The sequence below is a fragment of the Pandoraea apista genome, from assembly GCF_001465595.2.
GTDB classification, from domain to species: Bacteria; Pseudomonadota; Gammaproteobacteria; order Burkholderiales; family Burkholderiaceae; genus Pandoraea; species Pandoraea apista.
In genome coordinates, this window is record NZ_CP013481.2 from 849563 (window position 1) to 876305 (window position 26743).

General features: G+C 61.2%; 24 protein-coding genes and 1 tRNA gene. 15 read left to right on the forward strand and 10 right to left on the reverse strand.

Annotated features, from left to right (window positions below):
- Window positions 1–249: 249 nt before the first annotated feature.
- The 5 genes from AT395_RS03900 to AT395_RS03920 all read right to left on the reverse strand — a co-directional run bounded on the left by AT395_RS03900 (window position 250) and on the right by AT395_RS03920 (window position 6178).
- A complete protein-coding gene (locus tag AT395_RS03900) occupies window positions 250–1620 on the reverse strand; it encodes a site-specific integrase (RefSeq protein ID WP_045785876.1) in 1371 nt (456 codons plus the stop codon).
- Window positions 1621–1693: 73 nt separating this feature from the next.
- Window positions 1694–1770 (reverse strand) — tRNA-Met (locus AT395_RS03905).
- Window positions 1771–1946: 176 nt separating this feature from the next.
- The gene (locus AT395_RS03910) at window positions 1947–3605 is read right to left on the reverse strand and encodes an MFS transporter (protein WP_042113013.1); all 1659 of its coding nucleotides are present in this window, start codon (window positions 3603–3605) and stop codon (window positions 1947–1949) included.
- 171 nt (window positions 3606–3776) lie between these two features.
- Window positions 3777–5438, reverse strand: coding sequence for a sensor histidine kinase (locus tag AT395_RS03915; protein WP_156219660.1), 1662 nt, complete (start codon window positions 5436–5438; stop codon window positions 3777–3779).
- 50 nt (window positions 5439–5488) lie between these two features.
- Window positions 5489–6178 (reverse strand): response regulator transcription factor, encoded by a 690-nt coding sequence (locus AT395_RS03920; protein ID WP_039393077.1) that lies wholly within the window; start codon window positions 6176–6178, stop codon window positions 5489–5491.
- Window positions 6179–6380: 202 nt separating this feature from the next.
- Here AT395_RS03920 and recA point away from each other — a divergent pair, with 202 nt between their 5' ends.
- The 8 genes from recA (at window position 6381) to AT395_RS03960 (ending at window position 14816) form a co-directional block, all read left to right on the forward strand.
- A complete protein-coding gene (recA, locus tag AT395_RS03925) occupies window positions 6381–7445 on the forward strand; it encodes a recombinase RecA (protein ID WP_042113011.1) in 1065 nt (354 codons plus the stop codon).
- Between the two features lie 94 nt (window positions 7446–7539).
- On the forward strand, window positions 7540–8085 hold the full coding sequence (recX, locus tag AT395_RS03930; protein WP_048628006.1) for a recombination regulator RecX: 546 nt from the start codon (window positions 7540–7542) through the stop codon (window positions 8083–8085).
- Between the two features lie 309 nt (window positions 8086–8394).
- Window positions 8395–9081 carry a DUF2889 domain-containing protein gene (locus tag AT395_RS03935; protein ID WP_042113010.1) on the forward strand — a complete coding sequence of 229 codons (687 nt, stop codon included), beginning with the start codon at window positions 8395–8397 and terminating at the stop codon, window positions 9079–9081.
- On the forward strand, window positions 9078–10244 hold the full coding sequence (sucC, locus tag AT395_RS03940; RefSeq protein ID WP_042113009.1) for an ADP-forming succinate--CoA ligase subunit beta: 1167 nt from the start codon (window positions 9078–9080) through the stop codon (window positions 10242–10244). The genes AT395_RS03935 and sucC overlap by 4 nt, the downstream gene beginning before the upstream one ends.
- A gap of 84 nt (window positions 10245–10328) precedes the next feature.
- Window positions 10329–11210, forward strand: a complete 882-nt coding sequence (gene sucD, locus AT395_RS03945) for a succinate--CoA ligase subunit alpha (RefSeq protein ID WP_042113006.1) — start codon at window positions 10329–10331, stop codon at window positions 11208–11210.
- A 156-nt stretch (window positions 11211–11366) separates the two neighbouring features.
- Complete coding sequence (locus tag AT395_RS03950; RefSeq protein ID WP_042113004.1) at window positions 11367–12095, forward strand: TerC family protein; 729 nt, start codon at window positions 11367–11369, stop codon at window positions 12093–12095.
- Window positions 12096–12324: 229 nt separating this feature from the next.
- Complete coding sequence (locus AT395_RS03955) at window positions 12325–12843, forward strand: pilin (protein ID WP_042113002.1); 519 nt, start codon at window positions 12325–12327, stop codon at window positions 12841–12843.
- A gap of 176 nt (window positions 12844–13019) precedes the next feature.
- A complete protein-coding gene (locus tag AT395_RS03960) occupies window positions 13020–14816 on the forward strand; it encodes an O-antigen ligase family protein (protein WP_167370715.1) in 1797 nt (598 codons plus the stop codon).
- A gap of 26 nt (window positions 14817–14842) precedes the next feature.
- Here AT395_RS03960 and thiD read toward each other — a convergent pair whose 3' ends face one another.
- Window positions 14843–15742 carry a bifunctional hydroxymethylpyrimidine kinase/phosphomethylpyrimidine kinase gene (thiD, locus tag AT395_RS03965; RefSeq protein ID WP_048628004.1) on the reverse strand — a complete coding sequence of 300 codons (900 nt, stop codon included), beginning with the start codon at window positions 15740–15742 and terminating at the stop codon, window positions 14843–14845.
- A 214-nt stretch (window positions 15743–15956) separates the two neighbouring features.
- Here thiD and AT395_RS03970 point away from each other — a divergent pair, with 214 nt between their 5' ends.
- The 7 genes from AT395_RS03970 (at window position 15957) to AT395_RS04000 (ending at window position 22062) form a co-directional block, all read left to right on the forward strand.
- Window positions 15957–16127, forward strand: a complete 171-nt coding sequence (locus AT395_RS03970; RefSeq protein WP_039370930.1) for a rubredoxin — start codon at window positions 15957–15959, stop codon at window positions 16125–16127.
- Between the two features lie 193 nt (window positions 16128–16320).
- Entirely contained in the window at window positions 16321–17715 is a 1395-nt protein-coding gene (locus AT395_RS03975) for a hypothetical protein (RefSeq protein WP_048628003.1), read from the forward strand.
- A gap of 177 nt (window positions 17716–17892) precedes the next feature.
- Window positions 17893–18462: a YqgE/AlgH family protein gene (locus AT395_RS03980; RefSeq protein WP_042112997.1), complete on the forward strand. Its 570-nt coding sequence runs from the start codon at window positions 17893–17895 to the stop codon at window positions 18460–18462.
- Window positions 18459–18887, forward strand: a complete 429-nt coding sequence (gene ruvX, locus AT395_RS03985; protein ID WP_010804065.1) for a Holliday junction resolvase RuvX — start codon at window positions 18459–18461, stop codon at window positions 18885–18887. Before AT395_RS03980 ends, ruvX begins: the two co-directional genes overlap by 4 nt.
- A gap of 77 nt (window positions 18888–18964) precedes the next feature.
- A complete protein-coding gene (locus AT395_RS03990; RefSeq protein ID WP_042112996.1) occupies window positions 18965–19942 on the forward strand; it encodes an aspartate carbamoyltransferase catalytic subunit in 978 nt (325 codons plus the stop codon).
- Window positions 19943–19950: 8 nt separating this feature from the next.
- Window positions 19951–21219, forward strand: coding sequence for a dihydroorotase (locus AT395_RS03995; RefSeq protein WP_048628002.1), 1269 nt, complete (start codon window positions 19951–19953; stop codon window positions 21217–21219).
- A gap of 12 nt (window positions 21220–21231) precedes the next feature.
- Window positions 21232–22062: a lysophospholipid acyltransferase family protein gene (locus tag AT395_RS04000; RefSeq protein ID WP_042112993.1), complete on the forward strand. Its 831-nt coding sequence runs from the start codon at window positions 21232–21234 to the stop codon at window positions 22060–22062.
- Window positions 22063–22160: 98 nt separating this feature from the next.
- On the opposite strand, the gene AT395_RS04005 is transcribed toward AT395_RS04000, so the two are convergent.
- The 4 genes from AT395_RS04005 to AT395_RS04020 all read right to left on the reverse strand — a co-directional run bounded on the left by AT395_RS04005 (window position 22161) and on the right by AT395_RS04020 (window position 26738).
- Window positions 22161–23192 carry a symmetrical bis(5'-nucleosyl)-tetraphosphatase gene (locus AT395_RS04005; RefSeq protein WP_048628001.1) on the reverse strand — a complete coding sequence of 344 codons (1032 nt, stop codon included), beginning with the start codon at window positions 23190–23192 and terminating at the stop codon, window positions 22161–22163.
- Window positions 23193–23285: 93 nt separating this feature from the next.
- The gene (locus AT395_RS04010; protein WP_042112989.1) at window positions 23286–24377 is read right to left on the reverse strand and encodes an MraY family glycosyltransferase; all 1092 of its coding nucleotides are present in this window, start codon (window positions 24375–24377) and stop codon (window positions 23286–23288) included.
- Between the two features lie 55 nt (window positions 24378–24432).
- Window positions 24433–25530, reverse strand: coding sequence for an MraY family glycosyltransferase (locus tag AT395_RS04015; RefSeq protein ID WP_048628000.1), 1098 nt, complete (start codon window positions 25528–25530; stop codon window positions 24433–24435).
- Window positions 25531–25595: 65 nt separating this feature from the next.
- On the reverse strand, window positions 25596–26738 hold the full coding sequence (locus tag AT395_RS04020; RefSeq protein ID WP_042112987.1) for a glycosyltransferase family 4 protein: 1143 nt from the start codon (window positions 26736–26738) through the stop codon (window positions 25596–25598).
- Between the last annotated feature and the right edge of the window lie 5 nt (window positions 26739–26743).

Here is a 26743-nt window from a genome sequence, read left to right on the forward strand (position 1 = left end):
GTTGTACGGGGCAAGTACACCCCGTAACTCACTACGGGGTGCAAGCACCCCCACGGCACTTCGTGCCTGGCTCGTCCTGCGGAGCTAGAACCAAAAGCATGGGGCAGGCCCCTTGCCCCCTTCCGAATGCCAATAAAAAATGCCACTCTTCGGTGGCATTCTTTCTTGACACTCGGCCTGAATTTTTCTTCGCTGTACCTATCAAATTTGATAGTTGACGCAGGGAGAATAAGTGTTACTTCCGAATTTTTAGTGCCAGATTTCAATCGGGTACTCCAATTTATCGATTGCCTCTTTGAGTACGTGGATTGGTTTTTTCTTCTGGTAGTTCACGAAGTGAGGCGAAGATAGGTCAACCCTTTCTTGTTCGTAGTGCCCAACCAATCCCATAATGATCGCAGGGTGGATATTCAAATTTGTCATCTCGTTGACGAAATTTGACCGCAATGAATGGAATGTTTTTCTGTCGTCTGTAATTTTCAGGAGGTCCAGATAGTCACCAAAACGGCGTGAGATATTCTTTCCGAATCCATTTTTCCCGCCTTCGGTAGGGAGCTTGTCTGGGAAAAATACCATATCATATCCCACCTTGTTGGTGGCTTTGGTTTCATCCAAATAGTCCAAAAATTTCGATTCCAGTATGGCTTTGTGAAATGGAATCTTGCGTACGGAATTTTTGTTCTTGGCTATATCGGCGGTGATATCGAATACCCACACTCCCTCATGCTGGTAGATATGCTGAAAGGTCATGCTCGCAAGTTCATTCTGGCGAGCACCTGTATAGAGGGCAAGGAAGGGGAGCCAGTAATAATCCGGCTTGTCCATGAACTCACGGTAGGTGGACTCATTGAAGATTGCTTGCAGATCCTCGGTGGTCAATTCCTTGTATGAGCGAACCTGCTGTTTGAGCTTGGTTTTGTTTGAGATTTTGACCTTATCAAACGGATTGTCCGCAAAGTAGAGGTTGTTACCTATTGCGTATTCAAACAACGACCGCAGGAAAGATAGGCGAGAATTGATAATACTTGCCGATTTGCCTTCGGCAAGTATGCGATTCTTGTAGCTCACTGCCTCATTGGCGGTGTACTGATTAATATCGTGGTCGCCATAGAACCCTTGGAACTCGCTGTAAATGCGCTCTTTGTCGTAGAGGGTCTTTGGAACGTTGTCGAGTTTTTTTTCAACGAGATAGAGCGACACTACCTCGCTGAATGGTTTGCTCTTGGGTGTAACCCGTTCCCCTTGGGGCATGCCAACGGCAGACCTTTCCAAAGAGGCCCGCGCCGATTGAGCCAATACGGAGTTGATAGCCTCCTGTGCGTATTGTTCTCGCAGGCCCAGCTTGTCCAAAACGGCAGATAGGGTATCCAGATCGTGAGGTTTCACGTCCTTGAAATTCACGCCACCTGTGGGGCTGACTTCAATGTCCAGCTTGCGGAGCTTGTCTGGGTCAAAATCGGGAGTGGACATTGCTAGTTCCATGTTCAACCGTAAGGCGAACAGTCTAGCAATGCGGAAATCCTTTGTCCCCAGAGAGAGGCGGGTCTTGACCTTGTTGCGAATGACTCGCAGGTAGTAGACCCCATGACGGGACTGATAGAGGCGGGGCAACTTGTGCATGTGACACACCAAGTGACCCACCGAATGGCAAAAGGGCTTTGTAACCTATTGATTACAAAGCCCTTTTGGGTATTGGTGGCGAATCAGGGACTCGAACCCCGGACCTGCGGATTATGATTCCGTCGCTCTAACCGACTGAGCTAATTCGCCGTAGAAGAAAGATTATAGGTAGAGCCCTATAGGCTGTCAACACTTTTTTGCAGGCCAATGAAATCTGCAAAGGTGCCGTTCAGGGGGGGCCGGATCAGGTCTCGGAAAAGACAACGCCGGAACCCGAAGGTCCCGGCGTTGACGATCCATTTCAACCTGTCTGGTAGGTCACCCCATCAGTCGTTGGCGTAAATGTCGACGTCCTTGGTCTCCTTGATGAAGAGCATGCCGATGACGAACGTGATCAGGGCGATCACGATCGGGTACCAGAGGCCGGAGTAGATGTCGCCCTTGGCCGCCACGATGGCGAAGGCCGTGGCCGGCAGGAAGCCGCCGAACCAGCCGTTACCGATGTGATACGGCAACGACATCGACGTGTAGCGGATACGCGTCGGGAACAGTTCCACCAGCATCGCCGCAATCGGGCCGTAGACCATCGTCACGAAGATCACGAGAATCGCGAGCAGAACCACGACCATCGGCTTGTTCATCTGTGCCGGGTCGGCCTTCGGCGGATAGCCGTCAGCCTTGAGTGTGGCCGACATATCCGTTTCGAACGCCTTGGTCTTGTCCTTCGCGTCTGCCGCCTTGCCGTCCACCGACTGGATCACCTTGTCGCCGATTTTCACCGTCGCCATCGTGCCTGCCGGAGCCGCTTCGTTTTGATAGTTCAGACCGGCACGCGACAGATAGCTCTTCGCGATATCGCACGAACTGGTGAACTTCGACGTGCCCACCGGGTTGAACTGGAACGAGCACTCGTTCGGATCGGCGATGACCGTGATCGGCGAGCGCGCGGTTGCCGCTTCGAGCGCCGGGTTGGCATAGTGCGTGAGCGCCTTGAAGATCGGGAAGTACAGCAGCGCAGCCAGCAGGCAGCCAGCCATGATGATCGGCTTGCGACCGATCTTGTCCGACAGGGCACCGAAGAACACGAAGAAGGGGCTGCCGATCAACAGGCCCAGTGCGACCATGATGTTCGCGGTGTTGCCGTCCACCTTGAGCACCTGTGTCATGAAGAACAGCGAGTAGAACTGGCCCGTGTACCACACGACCGCCTGACCCGCCGTCAGGCCGACCAGCGCCAGAATCACGATCTTCAGGTTCTTCCATTCGCCGAACGATTCCCGCAGCGGCGCCTTCGAGCCCTTGCCCTCGGCCTTCATGCGCTGGAACGCCGGCGATTCGCTCAGTTGCAGACGAATCCACAACGAGACGAGCAGCAGCACGATCGAGAGCACGAACGGAATACGCCAGCCCCACTCACCGAACGCCTCTTCACCCATCGCCATGCGGGTGCCGAGAATCACGAGCAGCGAGAGGAAGAGACCCAGCGTGGCAGTCGTCTGAATCCACGACGTATAGAAGCCGCGACGGCCGTGCGGGGCGTGCTCGGCCACATAAGTGGCAGCACCGCCGTATTCGCCACCCAGGGCCAGACCTTGCAGCAGACGCATCGCGATGAAGATCACCGGTGCGGCAATCCCCCACGATGCGTAGCCCGGCAACAGACCGACCACCAGCGTGGAGAGACCCATCAACGTGATGGTCACAAGGAACGTGTACTTACGGCCGACCAGGTCACCGATGCGGCCGAACACGATGGCGCCGAACGGACGCACCGCGAAGCCCGCCGCAAACGACAGCAGCGTGAAGATGAATGCCGCCGTCGGATTGATGCCCGAGAAGAAGTGTCTGCTGATGAAAGCGGCCAACGAACCGGCCAGATAAAAGTCGTACCACTCGAACACTGTGCCCAGCGACGACGCGAAGATGACCTTCCGTTCCTCTTTGGTCATCGGCGCATGCGTAGCGGCTGTCGTTGCAGTAGCCATGCGGTTGTCTCCTGTAATGTAAGCACGCCCCTGGGTCGTGCCCGGGCCGTTGCAACTGATTATTGGAGGACAACCTTACCGCCGTCTGACGCCAAACTGACTCGAACCTTACGTTGCTAGGGACTTACCCTCGACTTTGGTATGAAATCGACCGCGTTTCGCGTGTTTTCGTCATGCATGCGGGTTTTCGATAGGCGCGTCTGCGAGCGGGAATGTCACCCGGATGAGCGTGCCGGTTGCTTCGGGGTGCTGGGCGTCGACATGGTCGAGCACGCTTACATCGCCCCGATGAATCTGAACGATCTCACGCACGATGGCCAGCCCCAGACCGCTGCCATCGCTGTCGCTGCCGAGAATGCGATAGAAGCGCTCGAACACGCGCGGACGCTCCGCTGCCGGAATGCCCGGTCCCGTGTCTTCCACCTCGAGATGGATGAAGCCGTCCGACGCCTCGTGCCGCAGGCGAACCGTGACTTTGCCGCCCGGTGGCGTGTAGCGGATCGCGTTGTCGATCAGATTGTTGAGCAGTTCGCGCAGCATCACCGGTTGGCCCGACAGATGCACCGGGAACGGCGGCTCCTCGAAGCCAAGGTCGATCCGTTTGGCGAAGGCCGCCTGGAACCAGTCCTGCATGGCACTGCGGGCGAGCACGCTGAGGTTGACCGGCGTGAAGGCGGCGGCGTCGTTCGCGCTGTTCTCTGCACGGGCCAGCGCCAGCAACTGATTGACGAGACGCGCCGCCTGTTCGGAACTCACCGCGATTTGCGAGAGCGAACGGCGTAGTTCGTCAGGAGATGTCTGACGCAAGGCGAGTTCCGCTTGCATGCGCAGTCCGGCCAGCGGTGTCTTGAGCTGGTGAGCGGCGTCGGCGATAAAGCGCTGCTGGAGCTTCATGTTCTGTTCGAGCCGTCCGAGCAGATCGTTCAGCGAGCCCACGAGCGGCGCGATCTCCGGCGGCGCCTGTCGCGCTTCGAGCGGTGACAGATCGTCGGGGCGTCGGGCGCGAATGTGTTCCTGCAAGGCATGCAGCGGCGCGAGACCGCGCGACAGACCGAACCATACGAGGATGATGGCCAGCGGCAGAATCACAAACTGCGGCAGGATCACGCCTTTGATGATTTCGTTCGCCAGTTGACTGCGCTTGTCGAGTGTCTCTGCAACCTGCACGAGCGCCATGCTGCCCGGCGGCGCTATGCGGGGCAGATCGACATAGGTGAACGCGACGCGGATGTCGTTGCCGCCGACGCTTTCGTCTCGAAACTGCACGACACCCGGCTGCGGGCGATCATCTTCATGCGGCAAGGGGAGTTCCGCCGTGCCGGCCACCAGTTCCCCCTTCGCCCCGAGTACCTGGAAGTAGACGCTGTCGGTGGCGTCGGCGCGCAGCAGATCGCGCGCGGGCATGGGGAGTGTCAACGTGACTTGTCCACGATCCGAGTGCACTTGCTGGGCGAGCACGTAAGTATTGGTCTCGAGCGCCCGGTCGAACGGGCCGTTGGCAATCGATTTCGCGACGAGATACGTCACGGCAATGCTCATCGGCCAGAGCAGCAGCAGCGGCGCGAGCATCCAGTCGAGGATCTCGCCGAAAAGCGAGCGCGGCGGCGGCTCGGCCTCGCGCTCGAGCGGCGCGCCGAAGCCCGGTCGCACGAAAGGATCGGCGTAGGGATCGAACGGGTCGGTGTCGTCGGTCGGCGAGGCGGCCGCGTTGGGTGCGTTGGACGTGTCGGCGCCGCGTCTTGCGGACACGCCGTCTGCCGACTGCACTGGAGGAGACGAGGCGTCCGGGTCCGCTAGGGTGGCGCGATGGTGGTGGCGAAAGCTCAGACGCATCGGACGGGAAGACTAAAGAGGCTGGAACGGCTGACGCCGCAAGCGACGCACTAGGCCGCGTTGGCGGGCGCGGCGGCCGGCTTCTCCAGACAATACCCCAACCCACGGATCGTGGCGATGCGTACGCCGCTGGGCTCGATCTTCTTGCGCAGCCGATGCATGTACACCTCGATGGCGTTGTTGCTGACCTCTTCACCCCAACCGCACAGATGATCGACGAGTTGCTCCTTGGAGACCAGCCGGCCGGTACGCAGCAGCAGGACTTCGAGCAATTCGAGTTCACGGGCAGACAGGTCGAGCATTTGCTCGTTGATGTAGGCGGTGCGTCCGACCTGATCGAAACTGAGCGGTCCGTGGCGAATGACCGTGGAGCCGCCGCCCGCGCCTCGCCGGGTCAACGCACGCACGCGGGCTTCGAGTTCGGCCAGCGCGAAGGGCTTGGCCATGTAGTCGTCTGCGCCGAGATCGAGACCCTTAACGCGGGCATCGACGCTGTCGGATGCCGTCAGAATCAATACGGGCAGATGGGAATTACGGGCGCGCAGCCGGCGCAGAACTTCGTGACCGGGCAGGCGTGGCAAACCGAGGTCGAGAATCAGCAGATCGAACGTCTGGGCGGAGAGCGCGGAGTCGGCTTCAAGCCCCGTCTTGACGTGATCGACGGCGTAGCCCCCCTGACGCAGCGAGCGGGTCAGGGCGTCAGCCAGAATGCTGTCATCCTCTGCGATGAGAATTCGCATGGGCGTGATAGGCTTGTGTAGGCACCGTCGCCTGACGGCAGCGGTGTGTCTCCTGTGATGTTGCGGCGCGTGGTTCGCGGCTTTTTTTGTCGTTTCGGCGCTTTCGGACAACAGGCACTTGCAAAGAGCACTGGTTTTTTATACAGTACTGGCATTCACGCCTCACTCGAGCCGTCTCGCTCATCATATCAAAGGACGATTCATGGAAGAAAGCAAGAAAGGGTCTGCCAATCTGTCGGCCGAGAAAGGCAAGGCGCTTGCCGCCGCCCTCGCGCAGATCGAAAAGCAATTCGGCAAGGGCTCGATCATGCGTCTGGGCGACGGCGAGGTCGAAGCGGACATCCAGGTCGTCTCGACCGGCTCGCTGGGCCTGGACATCGCGCTTGGCGTGGGTGGCCTGCCGCGCGGCCGCGTGATCGAAATCTACGGACCGGAATCGTCGGGTAAGACCACGCTGACGCTGCAAGTCGTGGCTGAAATGCAGAAAATCGGCGGCACCTGCGCGTTCATCGACGCAGAGCACGCCCTCGACGTCGGATACGCAAGCAAGTTGGGCGTCTCGGTGCCGGATCTGCTGATCTCGCAGCCGGACACGGGCGAGCAGGCGTTGGAAATCGCCGATGCGCTGGTGCGCTCGGGCTCGATCGACCTCATCATCATCGACTCGGTCGCGGCGCTGGTGCCGAAGGCCGAAATCGAAGGTGAGATGGGCGATTCGTTGCCGGGTCTGCAAGCACGTCTGATGTCTCAGGCTCTGCGTAAGCTGACTGGCACCATCAAGCGTACGAACAGCACGGTGATCTTCATCAACCAGATTCGTATGAAGATCGGTGTGATGTTCGGCAATCCGGAAACCACGACGGGCGGCAATGCGCTGAAGTTCTACTCGTCGGTGCGTCTGGACATTCGCCGTATCGGTTCGATCAAGAAGGGTGACGAGGTCGTCGGTAACGAAACCCGCGTCAAGGTCGTCAAGAACAAGGTCTCGCCGCCGTTCCGCGAAGCCATCTTCGATATCTTGTACGGTCAGGGGATCTCGCGCGAAGGCGAAATCATCGATCTGGGCGTGAACGCCAAGATCGTCGAAAAAGCCGGCGCCTGGTACAGCTACAACGGTGAAAAGATCGGTCAGGGCAAGGACAACGCGCGTGAGTTCCTGCGTGAAAATCCGGAGATTGCCCACGAGATCGAAAACAAGGTGCGTGCATCGCTCGGCGTGACGGCGATCAACGAGACCGGCGAGATCGAAGAACAAGACGAGGCCTGATAGCCTCCGCTTCGGAACGGCAACGCGAAGCCTTGCGGCGTCGCGTTGCCGTTTTTGTTTTCTAGTTCAGTCCTGATTGCGCCACGATGACGTCATGATCAATCGCCGTCCTCCCCGAGACCCGGAGGTACCGCCGCCCCCACCGGGGGACGAGGCCGTTTCGGTCAAGCGATCGCGCAAGCCCGTGCTCAGCCTCAAGGCGCGTGCGCTCTCTTATCTTGCGCGTCGGGAATACAGCCGGACTGAGCTGCGCCGCAAGCTCGTGCCGTTCGCCGATGCCGAGGACCCCGAAGCGCTCGATCGCGTGCTCGACAGTCTTGAGCAAGAGCGTTGGCTGTCCAACGAACGGTTTGCGGAAAGTGTGGTGAACCGGCGTGCATCGCGTATGGGCACGACACGTATCGTCAACGAACTCAAACAACATCAGGTCGACGCCGAGACAGTCGCGGCCCTCTCGGAACAGTTGCGGAGTACGGAACTGGCGCGTGCCCGTGCCGTATGGCAAAAGAAGTTCGGCGAGGTCGCCACCACGCCCGAAGCGCGTGCCAAGCAGATGCGCTTTCTCGCTTCGCGCGGTTTTTCACGTACCGTTATCAGCAAAATCGTACGTGGTGCCGACGAATTTTCGGACGATTTTTAACGCACGTTGCATCACTTTCGTGATGGATGTGCAGTCATTCATCGTTAAAGCGACGACGTTGCCACCCAACGGGCAACCCGCATGAATGCTGGAGTGACAAGACGATGAATCTCGCGTGACGCGTCGCGCCACGGTTATCGCGATATGGCATCGCACCATGCGTCCGTCGATGTCGAGATTTCGATAACCCGACCGATGGGTCGGGTAATGAGGCCTTATGCAGCGGGGTTCTGCTGCGCTGCGGCAGAGTGTGCCGTGGCCTATGCTAGAATCAAGATCTTTCTGCGTTCATGCATTGCACACTCTCGCATGCCGCTCTCTGAGCCTGCCTCTCGTACCCTGCGTCACCGCCGCACGATCGCTGTCGAAGCGTATTCGCGCGAGGATGGCCTATGGGACATCGAAGCCCGTCTAACCGATCATAAGGATCGGGATTTTGCATTGGCGACGGGCCTTCGCAAGGAAGGGACGCCAATTCACGAGCTTTGGCTGCGGTTGACGATCGATGAGAATTTCGAGGTGCATGATGCCGAGGCCGTTTCCGACTGGGTGCCCTATCCTGGCATTTGCGATCAGATCGGCACCGAATACCGTCAGTTGATCGGTCTTAACCTGCGACGCGGCTTTCGGCACGCGGTTCGCGAGCGCCTTGGCGGCGCGGCAGGTTGTACCCATCTGACAGAACTTTGCAGTGTCCTGCCTACGGCAGCGATTCAGGCCTTTGCCGGGGTGGTGATTCATACCCCCGATACAGCGCTCAAGGCCGCCAACGATGCCGAGACTTCGGTACCTCCTTTCCAACTCGGACATTGTCACGCCTTGCGGTTTGATGGCGAGGCAGTGCGCCGGTTTTACCCGCGCTGGTTCAACGGCCGCGCAAACGATCGAGCGAACGAGCCCACGACGCCCGCCACAACAGAAGCGGTGCGCGATGGTGCCTCGACTCGCAAGCTCGAACCCAAACTTCCAACTCAGCAAGAAGGGAATCACGCATGAAGATTCATGAGTATCAAGGCAAGGAAATCCTCCGAAAATTCGGAGTCGCGGTGCCCCGCGGCATTCCGGCGTTTTCCGTGGACGAGGCCGTGAAGGCAGCCGAAGAACTCGGCGGTCCGGTTTGGGTGGTCAAGGCCCAGATTCACGCAGGCGGTCGCGGTAAGGGCGGCGGCGTGAAGGTTGCCAAGTCGATCGAGCAAGTGCGCGAATACGCCAGCCAGATCCTCGGCATGCAACTGGTCACGCACCAGACCGGTCCGGAAGGTCAGAAGGTCAATCGCCTGCTGATCGAAGAAGGCGCCGACATCAAGAACGAACTGTACGTCAGCCTGGTGGTCGACCGCATCTCGCAAAAGATCGTGCTGATGGGTTCGAGCGAAGGCGGCATGGACATCGAAGAAGTCGCCGAAAAGCACCCGGAACTGATCCACAAGGTCATCGTTGAGCCGTCCGTTGGTCTGACCGACGCGCAAGCCGACGATCTGGCCAAGAAGATCGGCATTCCCGATGCTTCGATCTCGCAAGCCCGCACGATTCTGCAAGGTCTGTACAAGGCCTTCTGGGAAACGGACGCCTCGCTGGCCGAAATCAACCCGCTGAACGTGAGCAGCAACGGCACGGTCACCGCCCTGGACGCCAAGTTCAACTTCGATTCGAACGCCCTGTTCCGTCACCCGGAAATCGTTGCGTACCGCGACCTGGACGAAGAAGACCCGGCTGAAGTCGAAGCCTCGAAGTTCGATCTGGCTTACATCTCGCTCGACGGCAACATCGGTTGTCTGGTGAACGGTGCCGGTCTGGCCATGGCCACGATGGACACCATCAAGCTGTTCGGCGGCGAGCCGGCAAACTTCCTGGACGTGGGCGGTGGCGCCACGACCGAGAAGGTCACCGAAGCGTTCAAGATCATGCTGAAGAACCCGAACCTGACCGCCATTCTGGTCAACATCTTCGGCGGCATCATGCGTTGCGATGTGATCGCCGAAGGCGTGATCGCAGCCTCGAAGGCCGTCTCGCTGAAGGTGCCGCTGGTCGTGCGCATGAAGGGCACGAACGAGGACCTGGGCAAGAAGATGCTCGCCGAATCCGGCCTGCCGATCATCTCTGCGGACAGCATGGAAGAAGCTGCCCAGAAGGTTGTCGCGGCTGCCGCAGGCAAGTAACCAGAACAGTCGAAGCCGCAGCGGCGTGCCGCCCTCAGGGGTTGCGCGAATGCTGCCCGGCAACCGGATGAAGGAAATCAAGCAATGTCGATTCTGATCAACAAAGATACAAAGGTCATCACCCAGGGTATCACTGGCAAAACCGGCCAGTTCCATACCCGCATGTGCCGCGAATACGCGAACGGCAAGAACGCGTTCGTCGCTGGCGTGAACCCGAAGAAGGCTGGCGAAGACTTCGAGGGCATTCCCATTTTCGGTTCGGTCAAGGACGCCAAGCAACAGACCGGCGCGACCGTGTCGGTGATCTACGTGCCGCCCGCAGGCGCGGCCGCCGCGATCTGGGAAGCCGTCGAGGCCGACCTGGATCTGGCGATCTGTATCACGGAAGGTATCCCCGTTCGTGACATGATCGAAGTGAAGGACCGTATGCGTCGCGAAGGTCGCAAGACCCTGCTGCTCGGCCCGAACTGCCCGGGCGTGATCACGCCGGACGAACTGAAGATCGGCATCATGCCGGGTCACATCCACAAGAAGGGTCGTATCGGCGTGGTGTCGCGTTCGGGCACCCTGACGTACGAAGCCGTGGGTCAGCTGACCGCGCTGGGTCTGGGCCAGTCGACCGCCGTTGGTATCGGTGGCGACCCGATCAACGGTCTGAAGCACATCGACGTCATGCAGATGTTCAACGACGATCCGGATACGGACGCCGTGATCATGATCGGTGAAATCGGTGGCCCGGACGAAGCGACGGCCGCCGAGTGGATCAAGGGCAACATGAAGAAGCCGGTCGTCGGCTTCATCGCAGGCGTGACGGCGCCCCCGGGCAAGCGCATGGGCCACGCCGGCGCGCTGATCTCGGGCGGTGCCGATACCGCCGAAGCCAAGCTGGAAATCATGGACGCCTGCGGTATCAAGGTGACCCGTAATCCGTCGGAAATGGGCCGCCTGCTCAAGGCTGCGCTGTAATTCCCGCCGGATGACCGCATCGCGGCCGCTGGAACCGGCGGCTGTGTAATCGGTCAGGAAAAAGGGAGCTCGGAGCATCGGGCTCCCTTTTTTGCTATTGCGTTTCCTAAGTCATTCGTTTGACTCGTCTTATTCGTTCCCGAGGATATTCCCGCCATGCTTGCGTTTTTTGCCGAGCTGAACTGGGCCGCGGTCCTGCAGATCATCATGATCGACATCCTGCTGGGTGGCGACAATGCCGTGGTGATCGCGCTCGCCTGCCGCAACCTGCCGGCCAAGCAACGGTTGCAGGGAATCATGTGGGGAACGGTGGGCGCCATCGTGTTGCGCGTGATTCTGATCGCGTTCGCCGTGACGCTGCTTGCGGTGCCGTATCTCAAGGCACTGGGTGGCCTGCTATTGCTCTGGATCGGCACCAAGCTGCTGGTACCCGACCAAGACGCTCATGACAGCGTAAAGCCGGCCGACAAGCTCTGGACCGCCATCAAGACCATCATCGTGGCCGATCTGGTGATGAGCATCGATAACGTGATCGCGATTGCCGGTGCGGCAGAAGGAGCTGCCGATCATCATCAACTGCCGCTTGTGATCTTCGGTCTGCTCGTGAGCATTCCGCTTATTGTCTGGGGCTCGCAACTGGTGCTCAAGGCCCTCGACCGGTTTCCGTTTATCGTCATGGCGGGCGCTGCACTGCTCGGCTGGATTGCGGGCGGCCTGATCGTCTCTGACCCGGGCATCGGGCACTTGTTGCGCCTGCCGGGGGCTGCCGCCGACTACACACACTACTTGGCGTCCGGTATCGGCGCCGTGCTGGTCGTAGTGCTGGGGCTCATACTCAAGCGCCGTAGCGAGGCACGTCAATTGCGTGCAACCTCTTCGGAATAATCGAGTCCATTGCCGGGACTGCCGTTCTTGGTCGCTGGTGACTTTCCCGGGAGAATTGCTCCCCGATCGGACGAATCGTCCTGCCTTGGATTAGGACGATTCTCCCACCCGTACGGCTCCGCCCGATTTTGATCTGCGGCAGGGCGTTTGCCGTTGGGGCTGTGGCATACTCCGCCCACTTCCCCCCGATGTCCCTTTTGTTTTCATTGTTTTCGCAGGGAGTTACACAATGCGTCGTTTCGGCCACCGGACTACCGGTATCGCCAAATCCCGGGGTTTTACCCTGATCGAGCTGATGATCGTGCTGGCGATTATCGGCGTGTTGGTCACGGCAGGGGTTCCGTATCTGCAGAATTATCTGGTGCGCGCACGCGTGGTCGAAGGGTTGGGCGTTGCTGCCTCGGCCAAGGCACTCGTGAGCGAGAATGCCATGCATGGCGCGCCGTTCAACAGCGGCTGGCAGGCGCCGAGCGCGACTGACAATGTCAACTCGGTGAGCATCGACTCCGTAAGCGGCAACGTCACGGTCGCCTACACGCAACGCGCGGGCGACGGTGCCCTCGTGCTGGTGCCCACGAGCGCCGGTGCGGATGGTGTCTCCAAAGTGTTGGCGCCGGGCAAGGCGCCGGAAGGCCAGATCGTGTGGACGTGCTACGCCCAGGGCCGTGAAGGTGCGCCGAATGGGGCGACCTTGCCGGCCAAGCTGGCACCGCAGGAGTGCCGCGGCGCGGCGGCCAAGGGGAACTGAATCCGGTTCGCGCAGGGTCGTAGCGTGTCGCATTTCGTCACACGACACGGCCTGCGGCGAATGCGGATTCGTTGACGGCGTATTCACGTGCGTCAGGCATGAAATGGCTGCCCCCGGGCGGCCATTTTTCGTTATGCTTGCGCATCTTCCAACCGGTGCACTGCACGGCGGCGATCTTGTTTCCTCCTCTGCTACTTTCGATGATCGGGCTCACGGTAGCCTTGATCTGGGCCTTGCCCTATAACCTCGTCAAGCACACATACCCGATTTCCACGTTCTATTCGGAAGCGCTGACGTTTTCGCTCTTCGGTGTGCTCGGCTTGCTCGCAATGATTGCCGTGTGGCAACGCGACGGACGGGTGCTTCGCATGCCGCGCGTGACCTGGATGCCGCTGGCGTTCGTGGCGGTCATCCTCGTGCAGCGGGCCACGATGGCGACCGAGCTGCCGCAACTGATGATGACGGCGTTGCTCTACGGCGTGGCCATGATCGTGGCGGTGAACGCAGGCTTCTGGCTCGCGCAACTGGGCTGGCGCAATGTCCTCATGCGATGGAGTGCTGTAGCGCTCACGCTGGGCGGGCTGTATGCGGTGGGTGCACAGGTCTTGCAGGCGTTCCATCTGGAAGGCAACGTGCCGTGGCTGGTGGCCAAGTATTCGGTGACGGTCGCACGGCGGCTGTTCGGCAACATGTATCAGCCGAATCATCTGGCGACGTATTTGTCGCTCGCCAGCGCGGGGGCTTTCTATCTCTGGTATCTGCGCAAGCTGCCCGCGTGGCTTTGGCTGGTTGCGTGCGCCGCGTTCGATATCGGGATCTGCCTGACCGGGTCGCGCACGCCGTGGCTGCAACTCGCGCTGCTCTCGGCATCGGGCTTGTGGCTCGTATGGGGAGAGCGCACTGAGCCAACGCGCAACATGCGCCGGTCCACGCGCTGGTTCGTGCCGGTTGCGATCTTGCCGTTGCTCGCGTTGATGACGATGCTGGTCGGCTGGGCGAACGCGGCCTGGGGATTGCAGCTCGATGGCAGCGCCGTGGCTCGCATGCAGCAGGCCGGTCAGGTGACCGGGCGGCTGAATCTGTGGGAGTACGGTCTGGCTATCTTCCGCGAGCACTGGTGGCTGGGGGCCGGATGGTCGAATTACATCGACGCTCAATTTGCCCTCGTCGATAAGCTCGGCCCGGTCGAGATGGCCGACAATGCCCACAACGTGCTGCTCGACCTGCTTGCGAAGACGGGCATTGTCGGCACGTTGGCGGTGCTGGTGCCGCTGGCGTTCTGGTTTGCGCGCGCCGTGCGCGGCATCAAGACGCCGCCGATCGCGCTCGCGTTCGTTTTGCTCGGCATGCTCGCCATCCATGCCATGCTGGAGTATCCGCAGCACTACGCGTTCTTCCTGTTGCCTGCGTTGTTCCTGCTGGGTTTTTGTGAGACGAAGCAGATCGACAGCGTTTCGTCGACAGCGACCGGCGCGATCAATGGTGTGATCCTGCTATTCGCGTGCGTGGCGATTCCCTGGCTTTTTCAGGACTATCAGCGTGTCGAAGTGGCGTATCGCGCCGGCAAGATCGACACGTATCGCACCGATCCGGCGCTCTTTTTTGCACTCTACGGCGACTACGCGGTCACGGGGGCGTTGTTCCTTAACCGGGATCAACTCGACGAAAAACTGGCGGCCCACCGCGAAGCGCTGGCGCTCGGCGCCGGGCCAACGATGATCAAGCGTTACATCGTGCTGCTGGCCCTCGCAGGGCGCGACGACGAGGCCCTGGAAGACATTCGCCGTTTGAAGAACTACAACTCGGCGATTTTCGAAGGGCAGTACGCCGCATTGGTTCGCATGTTGCGAGCGCAGGGTGATGATCTGGCACCGTTCGTCAAGCGTGTGATCGGTGTGTGGGGACGCCCGAAAGGCGATGCCGACGACGACGCGATGGTGTCGCCGCAAGGCAAGGCGCGCGAACTGTCGTAGTCCCGTCGACGGCGCGTTGCGCGTAGTCACAAACAAACGCCCGCGATGTTCGCGGGCGTTTGTTTTGCGGCACTTCCCATCGATGGGTTCAGCCTTCGGGGGGGGGCGTTCTCCTGCTCGGCCTCTTCGCTGCGTGCCCAGAAGAACCGGTCGGGGAAGTGGCGCCCCATGCCCGGACGGAACGCATTCTCCAGCACCTGTTGTAAATACTCCTGTGCTTCGCGGACCGCCTCGGGCACGGCAAGACCGTTGGCGAGCATGGCCGTGACAGCTGCCGCCAGCGTGTCCATGGCGCCCGCTACGTTGTGCGGAGGGCGATCCCAGGCGTCTTCGCGCACGATGCCGCCATCGGCGTAGAGCGTGTGCGTGAATTGCGGCGCGTTGCTGTCGCTCACCAGAATGAACTCGCAACCGTTTTCCAGCAGGATGGAGACCGCGTCGTCGAGCGAGATATTCTCGTTCTCCGTAACCGTCTGCGCCAGAGCGACGGCGCTGGCCGGGCTCACCACGAGCACACTAGCCTGCGGCACGAGCAGACTGGCCGTCGCCTCGCGCAATTCGTCGGCCGAGAGCAGATGCTCGCCGGCCAGTCCGAAATCGGGCGCCACCACCAGGGGCGTTTCGTCGTAATCGGCTACGATTTCCGCAATCGCTGCGACATTTTCGGCGTTGATGGCGCTGCCGACCTTGAAGGCGGCGACCGGCATATCTTCGAGCAGCATGCGTGCCTGATCGGCGATCCAGTCCGGGTCGATCGGCTGCACTTCGTCGCAAGCACGCGAGTCTTGAGAAGAGTAGCCGGTCAGCACCGACACGCCGTAGCCGCCCATGCTGGCGAAGGTCAGCAGGTCGGCCTGAACGCCCGTTGCCGAAGTCGGATCGGAGAGCCCGAAGGTCAGGAGAATGGGAGGGGATTCAGTGTGCATGGAAGCAGGATAGACGGCGATCTGGTCAGGCCTTGGGTTCGTTGGTACCATCACGCCTTAAATGCCCGTTTCGGGGCGCTGAAAAGCGCCGTGGGCAACACCTGTCCGGACAATATCCCGGCAGGGTTCCCACAACACCGCACTGCATCTCTGCCGGCGGGACCCGAAGCGGTTGACAAGCCATTGTAACGGAACGCTCGTCGCTGAAGAAAGAATGGAATACAAGAGCTGGATGTGCCTCATTTGCGGTTGGATTTATGACGAAGAGGCGGGTTTGCCCGACGAGGGCATTGCCCCTGGCACGCGCTGGGACGACGTACCCATCAACTGGACCTGCCCCGAGTGCGGCGCGCGCAAGGAAGACTTCGAGATGGTGCAGATCTGAGGATGGGCGGCCCAGCCGCCTGTTTCTCCGAGATCCCCGCGTGTTCGCTGCGTTCTCCGATGTCTGCGAACGCCGTTAAGCCGTCTGCACGGCGCGGCGCTCGACGATCCGTCCGGCGATTCGTCCGGCAGGTGACGCAGCGAATTTTCCGCCCGAATTCACGAAGACCGGCCACACGGCCAGGAGATGGCCTATGGTGACGCCGCAAACGCCTTCCGACACCACCATCAACAGCCCCGGAACCGCCGCGCGCGAGACCCGCGATACGCGTGATACGACCCCCTTGTGGCGCCTGCCCGAGGTGGCCGAGGCACTGACCGAGGCGTCCGACGCCTGGTCGGACGGCCCGGCCGCCGCGCTAGGGCCGTTGCGACGGGCCAATCGTCTGCTCCAGTCGAGCGGCCACGCAGACTGGGCGCTGCACGGCGAGCGCCTTGTTCAGGCGATAGCCGAGGCGGCCTATGGCCAGCCGGGCGGTCAGGACGCGCAGCGCAATGCGCTACGCCAGTTCGAGCGCGACATCTGGCAGGCAGGGGTGAGCCCCGCTGCCGCACCCAAATCCGCATCCGTCGATACGGCGACTGCGTCCGAGAACTGGTCGGGTGCGCCGTCGCCGGGCGAACTTCGGATGGCGGGGTGGGTGGTGGCCCACCCGCGACTTCATGGGTTGCCTGTCGGGACCGCTCCGCTGCGTGCTGACGTCGAGCGGGTTCTGCTGCGCCTGCTGCGCCCTGATGCTGACGCGACCGACACGACGGCCGCGCTGGCACAACTGGCCGATCTCGCGGCCGATCTCCACCGGGCGGGGGCGACGGCACCGCTTGATTACTGGCGTCTGGCCGCCGCGTGGCTGCGATTCGCGCGCGCTCCGCTGAGTCTGGCCGATAAGCGCCAGATCGGGCGAATGAATCTGGCGCTGCGCAAGCAATTGACTCGTCCGAGCGCGCCGGGCGACGCCCAGAGCGCATCGACCGCAACTGCGGGGGCGGGCACAAAGGGGGCGGGCGAGGCGGTGCCCGGGCACGATCTGCTCGAGGCCCTCGCCACGTGGCATGCACAGGCCCCGGATAGCTGGCTGGGCACGCTGCTGGCCGATTTTGGCGTGCTGCGCCGACCCGGCCATCTGCCTGAGCCATTGGCCGACGCCGCCCAAGCGGCGCAGAAGCAGGGCGTGGGCAACAGCTCGCGCGACTGGCTGCGTATCGGGCCGTTGGCGGTGCGGCAGGACGTTTGCCAGACGTTCCTCAGCCTTGCCGATGAGGCGCTTCCGAATCTGAACGATCCGGCGGTGGCGGCGAAAGTCGCGGAATACTCCGCGGCGATTGGGCTGGCGCCGGTGGCGCGGCTCGCGGCGGCGGTGGCTGCAACGGGCGAGCGGCTAGCGGTTTCGCCGCCAGCAGAGCCGGGCGGTCCGGCGGCGCTGGCGATGACCGTCAAGGCGTTGCGCGGCATGCTTCACCAGTTCGCGGCCGACACGTATCCCGAATCGCGGCCTGATCTGATTGCCGACATGGCGATGTGGCGAGAGCGCGCGCTCGACGCCAGCGTGTTCGGGCAGCGGCTCGTCACCGGGCGCGACGTTCCGTGATAAAGTCGGCGAAAAGGCCGCCTTTGGCGGCCGATCGCCGTACCAAGATGCGGAAATAGTTCGTCCGCTGACCGGCCGCAGGCAGGTGCTGCGAGCCCGCTCGGGGGCCATGCCCCTGCTGCGGCGTGCGACACCGGGCGGCAGACCGTCAAACAGGTTCCGATAAACTTTGGCCCTATGCCGAACGACCGTATCAATCTCACGAATCAGTTTCTCATCGCCATGCCGGGCATGGCCGATCCGACGTTTTCCGGCACCGTCGTGTACCTGTGCGAGCACAGCGAAAAGGGCGCGATCGGGCTCGTCATCAATCGTCCGACCGACATCGATCTGCAATCGTTGTTCGAGCGTCTCGACCTGAAGCTGGAAATCGATCCCCTGGCGCACCAGCCGGTATTTTTCGGCGGTCCGGTGCAGACCGAGCGTGGCTTCGTGCTGCACGAAGCCACCGGCACGTCGTATAGCTCGTCGCTATCGGTGCCGGGCGGCCTCGAGATGACGACATCGAAAGACGTGCTCGAAGCCGTGGCCAACGGGCAAGGGCCGAGCCGCTTCCTGCTCACGCTCGGGCACTCGGGCTGGAGTGCGGGGCAACTCGAAGACGAAATCGGCCGCAATGGCTGGCTGACCGTCGCCGCTGACCCGGGCATCGTGTTCGATGTGCCGCCGGCCGAGCGCTTCGACGCCGCACTGGCGCTGCTGGGCGTTACGTCGTCGATGCTCTCCGCCGACGCAGGTCACGCATGACGGCTGGCAGTGCCACGGTACTCGCCTTCGATTACGGCGAGCGCCGGATCGGCGTGGCGATCGGCAATCTCATGCTGCGCGAAGCCCGCGCACTCACCGTGCTTGCCAATCTCAATCGCGAAGTCCGGTTCGCCGAGACCGGCAAGCTCATTGCGGAATGGCAACCCGAACTGATCGTTGTCGGGCTGCCCTGTCACCCCGACGGCACTCCGCACGCGATGACCCAGCAAGCCAAGCGCTTCGGAAATCAACTCAACGGACGATTCGACGTGCCCGTCGTGTGGGTGGACGAGCGCTACTCGTCGGTCGCCGCTGCGGCGGCGTTGGCCGAGGCGGGCGTGAAGGTGTCCCAGAAGACATCGCTCGACGCCGAAGCTGCTCGCATCATCCTCCAACAGTATTTCGACGAGCATGTGCCAGCCTGACCTTTCGGCCGGCGTCATGTCCGGCAGTTTTCTGCGCGACGCCGCATTACGCTGTGTCGGCAAGGCGTCTGCCCTGTATGGCTAACGGAATCCTCGGCCGGCGCGGCCATCCCCAACTCAATCGCCACGGTGAACTGAAGCACTTGCTAACAGTGGAGGGGTTACCGCGCGCCGTGCTGACGCACATTCTCGACACTGCCACGCAGTTCGTTGGCGTGAACGATGCCGACGTCAAAAAGGTGCCGTTGCTCAGCGGCAAGTCGGTCTTCAATCTGTTCTTCGAGAATTCCACCCGTACGCGAACGACGTTTGAGATCGCGGCAGCGCGCTTGTCGGCCGATGTGCTGAATCTGAATATCACTGCGTCGTCGACGAGCAAGGGCGAGACATTGCTGGATACGATCGGCAACCTGTCGGCCATGCATGCGGATCTGTTCGTCGTGCGTCACGCGCAGTCGGGGGCGCCGTATCTGATTGCGGAGCATTGCGCGCCGCATGTGCATGTCATCAACGCAGGCGATGGACGTCATGCGCACCCTACGCAGGGCCTGCTCGACATGTACACCATTCGCCATCACAAGGGTGAATTCCAGAACCTGACGGTCGCGATTGTTGGGGACATTCTGCATTCGCGGGTGGCGCGTTCAGATATTCACGCGCTCACCACGCTTGGCGTGCCGGAAGTGCGCGCCATCGGTCCGCGTACGCTCTTGCCCACCGGCCTTGAGCAACTCGGCGTGCGCGTGTTCCACGACATGGACGAAGGGCTTCGCGGCGTGGACGTCGTGATCATGTTGCGCTTGCAGAACGAGCGAATGAACGGCGCGCTGTTGCCCTCGGCCGCTGAGTATTTCAAGTATTACGGCCTGACGCCGGAGCGTCTTGCCTTGGCCAGGCCCGATGCCATCGTCATGCACCCGGGGCCGATGAACCGGGGCGTGGAGATCGATTCGTCTGTCGCAGACGGCCCGCAGTCGGTCATTCTCGAACAAGTGTCGTTCGGCATTGCCGTGCGCATGGCGGTGATGAGTATCGTCGCCGCAAACCACGGGTAGGCGACGCCATGAAACTGCATCTGAAGGGTGGCCGCGTCATCGATCCTGCGACGCGAACCGACCGGGTTCAGGACGTCTTCATTGCCGAAGGCAACATCGCTTCGCTGGGCGAGATGCCCGCCGATTTCACCGCAGAGCGCACGTTCGATGCGACGGGGCTGGTCGTCATGCCGGGGCTGGTGGATCTCGCCGCGCGCCGCGTGACGGTGGCCAGTGAAGCGGCAGCGGCGCTGGCCGGTGGTGTAACGCGCGTGGTTTGTCCGCCCGATGCCGATCCCGTGCTGGACAAGCCCGACCTTGTCGAGATGTTGCAATTGCGCGCTCGCGCCACACATCTTGTGCAGGTCCACCCGCTGGGCGCGTTGAGCGTCGGCCTCGCGGGCCGTGAACTGACGGAAATGGCGCGATTGACGCAGGCGGGCTGCGTAGGGCTTTCGCAGGCCAATGCGCCGATGACCGATAACCGCACGTTCTTGCACGCGCTGCAATACGCGGGCACGTTTGGTCTGACGGTATGGCTACGTGCGCAGGACGCCGCGCTGGCTGCGGGTGGCGTGGCCGCGAGTGGGGCCGTGGCGTCGCGTCTTGGTCTGGCCGGGATTCCGGTGGTCGCCGAGACGATCGCGCTCCACACAATTCTTGAACTCGTGCGGGTGACCGGCACGCGGGTGCATCTGTGCCGCTTGTCGTCTGCCGCAGGGTTGGCGATTGTACGTGCGGCAAAGGCTGAAGGGTTGCCGGTGACGTGCGACGTTGCCGCGCATCACCTCCATCTGACGGACATGGATATCGGTTATTTTGATGCCCAGTACCGGCTTGATCCACCGCTGCGGGCCCAGCGCGACCGTGAGGCCATTCGGGAAGCGGCGCGCGACGGTACGATCGATGCCTTATGCTCGGACCATACGCCGCTCGCTGCCGATGCCCGTCTGGTACCGTTTGCGGACGCCACGCCTGGGGCGAGCGGGCTGGAGCTATTGCTTTCGCTGGTGCTGAAGTGGGCAGACGAGTCGCGCGTGCCGTTGGTCGACGCGCTGGCACGCGTGACGCATGCGCCGGCTCAGCGGCTCGCACATGTCGCGCCGGGCGCCGGCCGTCTCGCCCCGGGCCAGCCCGCCGATGTCTGCGTATTTGCGCCGTCGGCGCACTGGACGGTTGCCGCGCAGCATTTACGTAGCGCCGGTCATAACACCCCGTTCCTGGGATACGAATTGCCGGGGCGCGTATGCCTCACGTTGGTCGGTGGCCACGTGGCGCACGAAACCCTCGCCGTTTAGGATGCGATTGCCGTGCTCTTGATCAAAAAACTCCGCCTCGGCCTGCACCTCTCTCGCGGCCTGTTGACTGCGCTGCTGCTCTTCCCGTTTCTGAACGAAGCGGCGAAGCACCGCCGCATTCGTGCATGGTCGCAGAAGCTGCTGAAGCTGTGCGGCATGCGTCTTGAGGTCGATCAACATGCCGCGTTGCCCGACAGTGGCGTCATGCTGCTGTGCAACCACGTGTCCTGGATCGACATCTTCGCGATCAATGCGTGGCAACCGGTGCGCTTTGTCGCGAAGGCCGAAATTCGCCACTGGCCGCTGGTCGGCTGGCTATGCGTACAGACGCGCACGATCTTCCTGCAACGCGAGCGTCGTGCCGATGCGCGCCGCATCATGCATTACCTGTCCGATTGCCTGCGCGACGGCGACATCATCACGGTTTTCCCCGAAGGCACAACGACGGACGGACGCAGCCTGCTGCCGTTCCACGCCAATCTGTTACAAGCCCCGGTGAGCACCGGCAAGCCTGTGCAGCCGCTGTGCCTGTTCTACACCGATGCCTCGAGCGGGCGGCACACAATGGCCCCGGCTTACATTGGCGAGATGAGTCTGATCGAGTCCATCGACATGATTCTGCGCGCACCGCCGATGACGGTGCGACTGTCGGTTGGCGAGCCGCAGTATCCGCAGGAAGGGCAACATCGACGTGAGTTCGCGCTGGGCGCGCAGAAGGCGGTCGGCGACGCGTTGCAGGGCTTTTTGCCGGAGGCGGTGTTGCCGCAAAGCGGTTCGGTCGGCTCGCGCGATTCCGTGCTGAGCGACGAAGAGGGCGATGCGGCACAGGCGGTTCAGGTCTGACGCGCGGCGATACGCGGTACGACCGCAAAAAAAAACGGCGCCTGAATGGCGCCGTTTTTTGTTGGGAGGCGTCGCGCAGACGGGCGCAACCCCCGACCTCATTCGCCTTTGCGTTTCCCCGCTCTGTCGACCTTATCCATCTTGTCGCCTCGTTCGGCTTTATCCAGCTTATCGGCCTTCGCGGGCTTATCGGCTTTGTCCGGCTTGCGTGCGCTCTTGCCGATCTTCTCGGCTTTGGCAGCCTCAAAGGCATCTTCGGCCTTATCGGCCTTCTTCATTTTGGCGCGCTTCTTGCCGTCAGCCAGTGCGAATGGGTCGCGAATCTGCGGGCAATCGATCTGAATCAGCTCGCGCTTGGCTGGGGAGCTGGCGAGCTTCACCGCCGTCAATTTGCCGCCCCAGACGCAGCCCGTATCGAGGCCGAGGACGTTCTCGCGCATGACCAGACCGAGCGCCGACCAGTGACCAAAGACGACTGTGACATCGGCTGTGCGACGGCCCGGCAATTCGAACCATGGCTTCAGTTCGGTCGTGGCCGCATCGGCGCCTTCCTTGATCTTGAAGTCGATGCGCCCGTCTGCGGTGCAGAAGCGCATGCGAGTCAGCGCGTTGATCGTGAGACGCTGCCGGTCCTCGTCGATGAGCCCTTCCTGCCACTGATCGGGCTGGTTGCCGAACATCCGCGAGAGGAACGTTTTCCACGCCGGGCCGCGCAATTGAGTCTCGACATCGCGTGCGAGCGTAATGACTTGCGTGGCATCCCATTGGGGTAGCACGCCGGCATGCACCATCAGATGGCCATGCGCGAGGTGCGCGAGTGGTCGATGGCGGACCCAGTCGATAAGGGCATCGCGGTCGGGAGCGTTGAGAATATCGTCGATAGTGTCGCTGCCGTGGGCCTGACGCACACCCGCCGCCACGGCCAGCAGATGCAGATCGTGATTGCCGAGGATGGCCGTCGCGCGATTGCCCAGCGCAATGACCTGACGCAGCGTGTCGAGCGAACGCGGGCCGCGATTGATGAGATCGCCCGCGAGCCAGAGATCCGCGTCCTCGGGCAGGCGTGCGAGCAGTTGTTCAAACGACGTCTGGCAACCTTGCAGGTCGCCGATGGCATAGATGTCACGCATTGCTTAGGAGGCGCTGTCTTGTCTGTGGTTCCGATCCGGGGGATTCCATGTGCCGCGGCGATTCACCTCCGGTGCATCACCCCCCGTCGTCGTTTATTTCTTGTAAATCAGCCAGCGTGGTGCCTTGAAGCGAACGATGCGCAGATACAGCCAGACATACGTCACCATAAAGGCGACGCAGCACAGCGCCAGCACCAGGCTATGTCGCCAGAAAACCGTTGCCGGGATCACTGCCAACAAGCATAGCAGCCAAAGGTACGGCGACGTCAAGGAGTTGCGTTGCGTCAGCGCGCTCGCCGTACGTGCGCCGGCGGCCCAGCGCATCAGCCGCTTGTAGACAAGCATGTGCAAATGCACGCCATCGGGAATGCCGGGCGAGATACCGCGTACGAAGCGTTTGCGATAGATCGAGAAGCAGACTTCGAAAGCCGGGTAAATCACCATGAGGGCGGGATACCACGGCGAGACCTGCGGGTTGCGCATGACCAGCAGCACGGCGATCTCGGCCAGCATGAAGCCGAGGAAATAGGCGCCGCCGTCGCCCAGAAAAATCAGGCCGCCGGGGAAGTTGAAGATGAAGAACCCGAGAATGGCGCCCACCATGATCATCGACGTGGTGAGCACAACGGGGTCCTGCACCTGAAACCCGACATAGCCGAGCGAGGCAAACATGATCATCGCGACCATGGCGGCAAGGCCGTTGAAGCCGTCGATGATGTTGATGGCGTTGGCCATGCCGGCAACGCACAGCACGGTCAGCGGTACCGACACGGCGACAATCATTAGCGCGCGATCGGCCATGCCGATGTCGATGCGGGTGATATGGATATCGAGTACGAGCCACGCCAGGAATGCAGCGAACACGGTGCAGACGAGGCGGACCGTCGGTGTGACCTTCTTGGTCAGATCCTCGATGAAGCCGGAGAGGAAGGCGGGCAACCCGCAGGCGACGAGCAACAGGATGTCGCGCGAGACCTTGGGGTATGAGATACCCAGCGCTGCGGCAGCGACGAGCAGTCCCATAAGAATGCCCACGCCGCCAATGCGCGGCACCGGGAGTACGTGAAACTTCTGCACCCCGGCGACATCGCTATCGCCAGAGAAGCGGGAATGAACGTGCGCGTAGCGCACGATCAGCAGCGTCGCGACAAACGACACGACGAGAGCGATGGCGAGACTCAGCATGATGCGGTGCGATAGCCGGTGATACGGCTATCGAGGAGAGGATTCGGAAGGTGTCTTACTTTTTCTTAAAAATTATCCACCGCGGCGAGCGGAATCGTACGATTCGCTGATACAGCCAGACATACACCACGATGAACACGAGACAACATGCGGCGAGCAAAGCGCTATGTCGCCAGAAGATCGTTGCCGGGACGACGGCGGACAGACAAAGCACCCACAGGTACGGCGACGTCATTGAATTGCGCCGTGCGAGTTGCGCGGCAACCTTCGAGCCAACCGCCCAGCGCAGTACGCGCTTGTAGATGAGCATGTGCAAGTGCACCCCATCCGGCATGCTGGGGGACACCCCCCGAACAAAGCGCCGTCGGTAGATCGAAAAACAGACTTCGAAAATCGGGTAAATCAGCATGAGTGCCGGATACCATGGGGAAACCATCGGGTTTCGCATCACCAGCAATATGGCGAGTTCCGCGAGCATGAACCCAATGAAATAGGCGCCACCGTCCCCCAGGAAAATCAGTCCGTTCGGATAATTCAAAATGAAAAAACCGAGAACGGCGCCAATCATGATCATTGCCGCCGAAAGCACGACACTATCGCCGACTTGAAAAGCGACGTAGCCAAGTGACGCGAACATGAATATGCTGACCATCGCGGCAAGGCCGTTAAAGCCATCGATGATATTGATCGCATTCGTCATGGCTGCGGTACACACAACGGTCAGCGCAACCGAAATCAACGGAATCGCCAGAAGGCTATCGATCGGTGCGATACCAATGCGATTGATATGAATGCCCAACACCCAATAGGCCACAAGAGCCGATGCCATCGCGCATAACAAACGAACGCGCGGCGAGACACGTTTGGTAATGTCCTCGATGAATCCGCCCAGAAATACCGGCGCGGCGCAGGCGGTAAGCAGCAGGGTTTCCTCTAGTCGTCCGCCACGATAATTGAACGTTGCAAACGTGGCTGCCACGAGCAGGCCGAGCATAATGCCCAGTCCTCCAATGCGGGGCACCGGGTGGGCATGAACCTTCTGAACCCCTTTCGTATCGCTGTCGCTGGAGAAATGCGCATGCACATGGGCATACCGCACAATGAGCAGCGTAGTGATAAATGAAACCACCAATGCCAATGTCAGGTTCAGCATAGTACGGACAAGTTAATCGCGTTGCTTAGTTCTTATGTGCGATTGATGTGCACGCTAAATCCCGATTAAACGTGGGTCGGGTATCGCGGGCGCCCCCCATTGACCTCGCCGAGTATTCTCAGATACTCGGCAATCACCAATCGCTCGTCGAAATTGTGCGCTACTTTAGCACGCCCGGCGTGCCCGACCGCCGTAAGATCTTGGGTCTGCATGCTCGCCACCTGTGTCATTCGTATTGCCAATGCTGTCGAGTCCTGCGCCGGTACGACCCATCCCGTGACTCCTTCGGTCACCACCTCACGGCATCCGTGAACGTCGGTCGTGATGACCGGGCGCCCCATGGCGCTCGCCTCGAGTAGCGTGCGCGACAGGCCTTCGCGGTAGGATGGCAGCACGATGCAATGAGATTGCGCGATGAAGGGCCGTACTTCCTGTGTCACACCCAAATACTCGACGAGGCCCTCCCGCTCCCACGCGGCGACCTGTTCTCGTGAGATTGCCGTCGGATTCTCGACATCGGCGGGGCCTAGCAACTGGCATCGAACGTGCGGCATCGACGCTTTGAGCGCACGCGCGGCCTCCACGAACTCCAACACCCCCTTGTCCCGCAACAACCGTGCAATCAGCAGGAATCGGAACGTACCGTCGTTGGCGGGCCACGGAGCCAGGGCGAAATGATTAAGGTTGACGCCTTCTCCGGGAAGCAAGCGCGCTTTGCGGATATCGACCAGTCCGCCTCGGACCATGGCATCGAAGTCCGACTCGTTGAGCAACCAGTTTTCCATCGTGTGCCGGAATGCATACCGGTACAACACACGGACAACATGGGTAATGAATGACTTGTTGATGAACACCGTGCCCAGGCCTGTCGTGATGGAGACCGACGGAATACCCGCCCAGCGGGCCGCTACGGCACCATAAATGTTCGGCTTGATTGTGTAATGGAAGCAGACGGCCGGGCGAATTCGTCGGTACAGACGGTACAGGCGCAGTGTCAGGGCGATATCTTGAAACGGGTTCTGGCCCTTCGATGCCATCGGCATGATGTGCACCGTGCAGCCCATTTCGCGCAGCAATGGCGCGTAGTCGTCGTCCGGGGCGACGACGTGGACCGGATGCCCGTCGGCCAGCAATGCCCGAATCGGCCCCCCCCGGAAGTTATGGATCGACCAGAAGGAGTTCGAGCAAAAAAGAACAGGTGCTTGCATGAGAT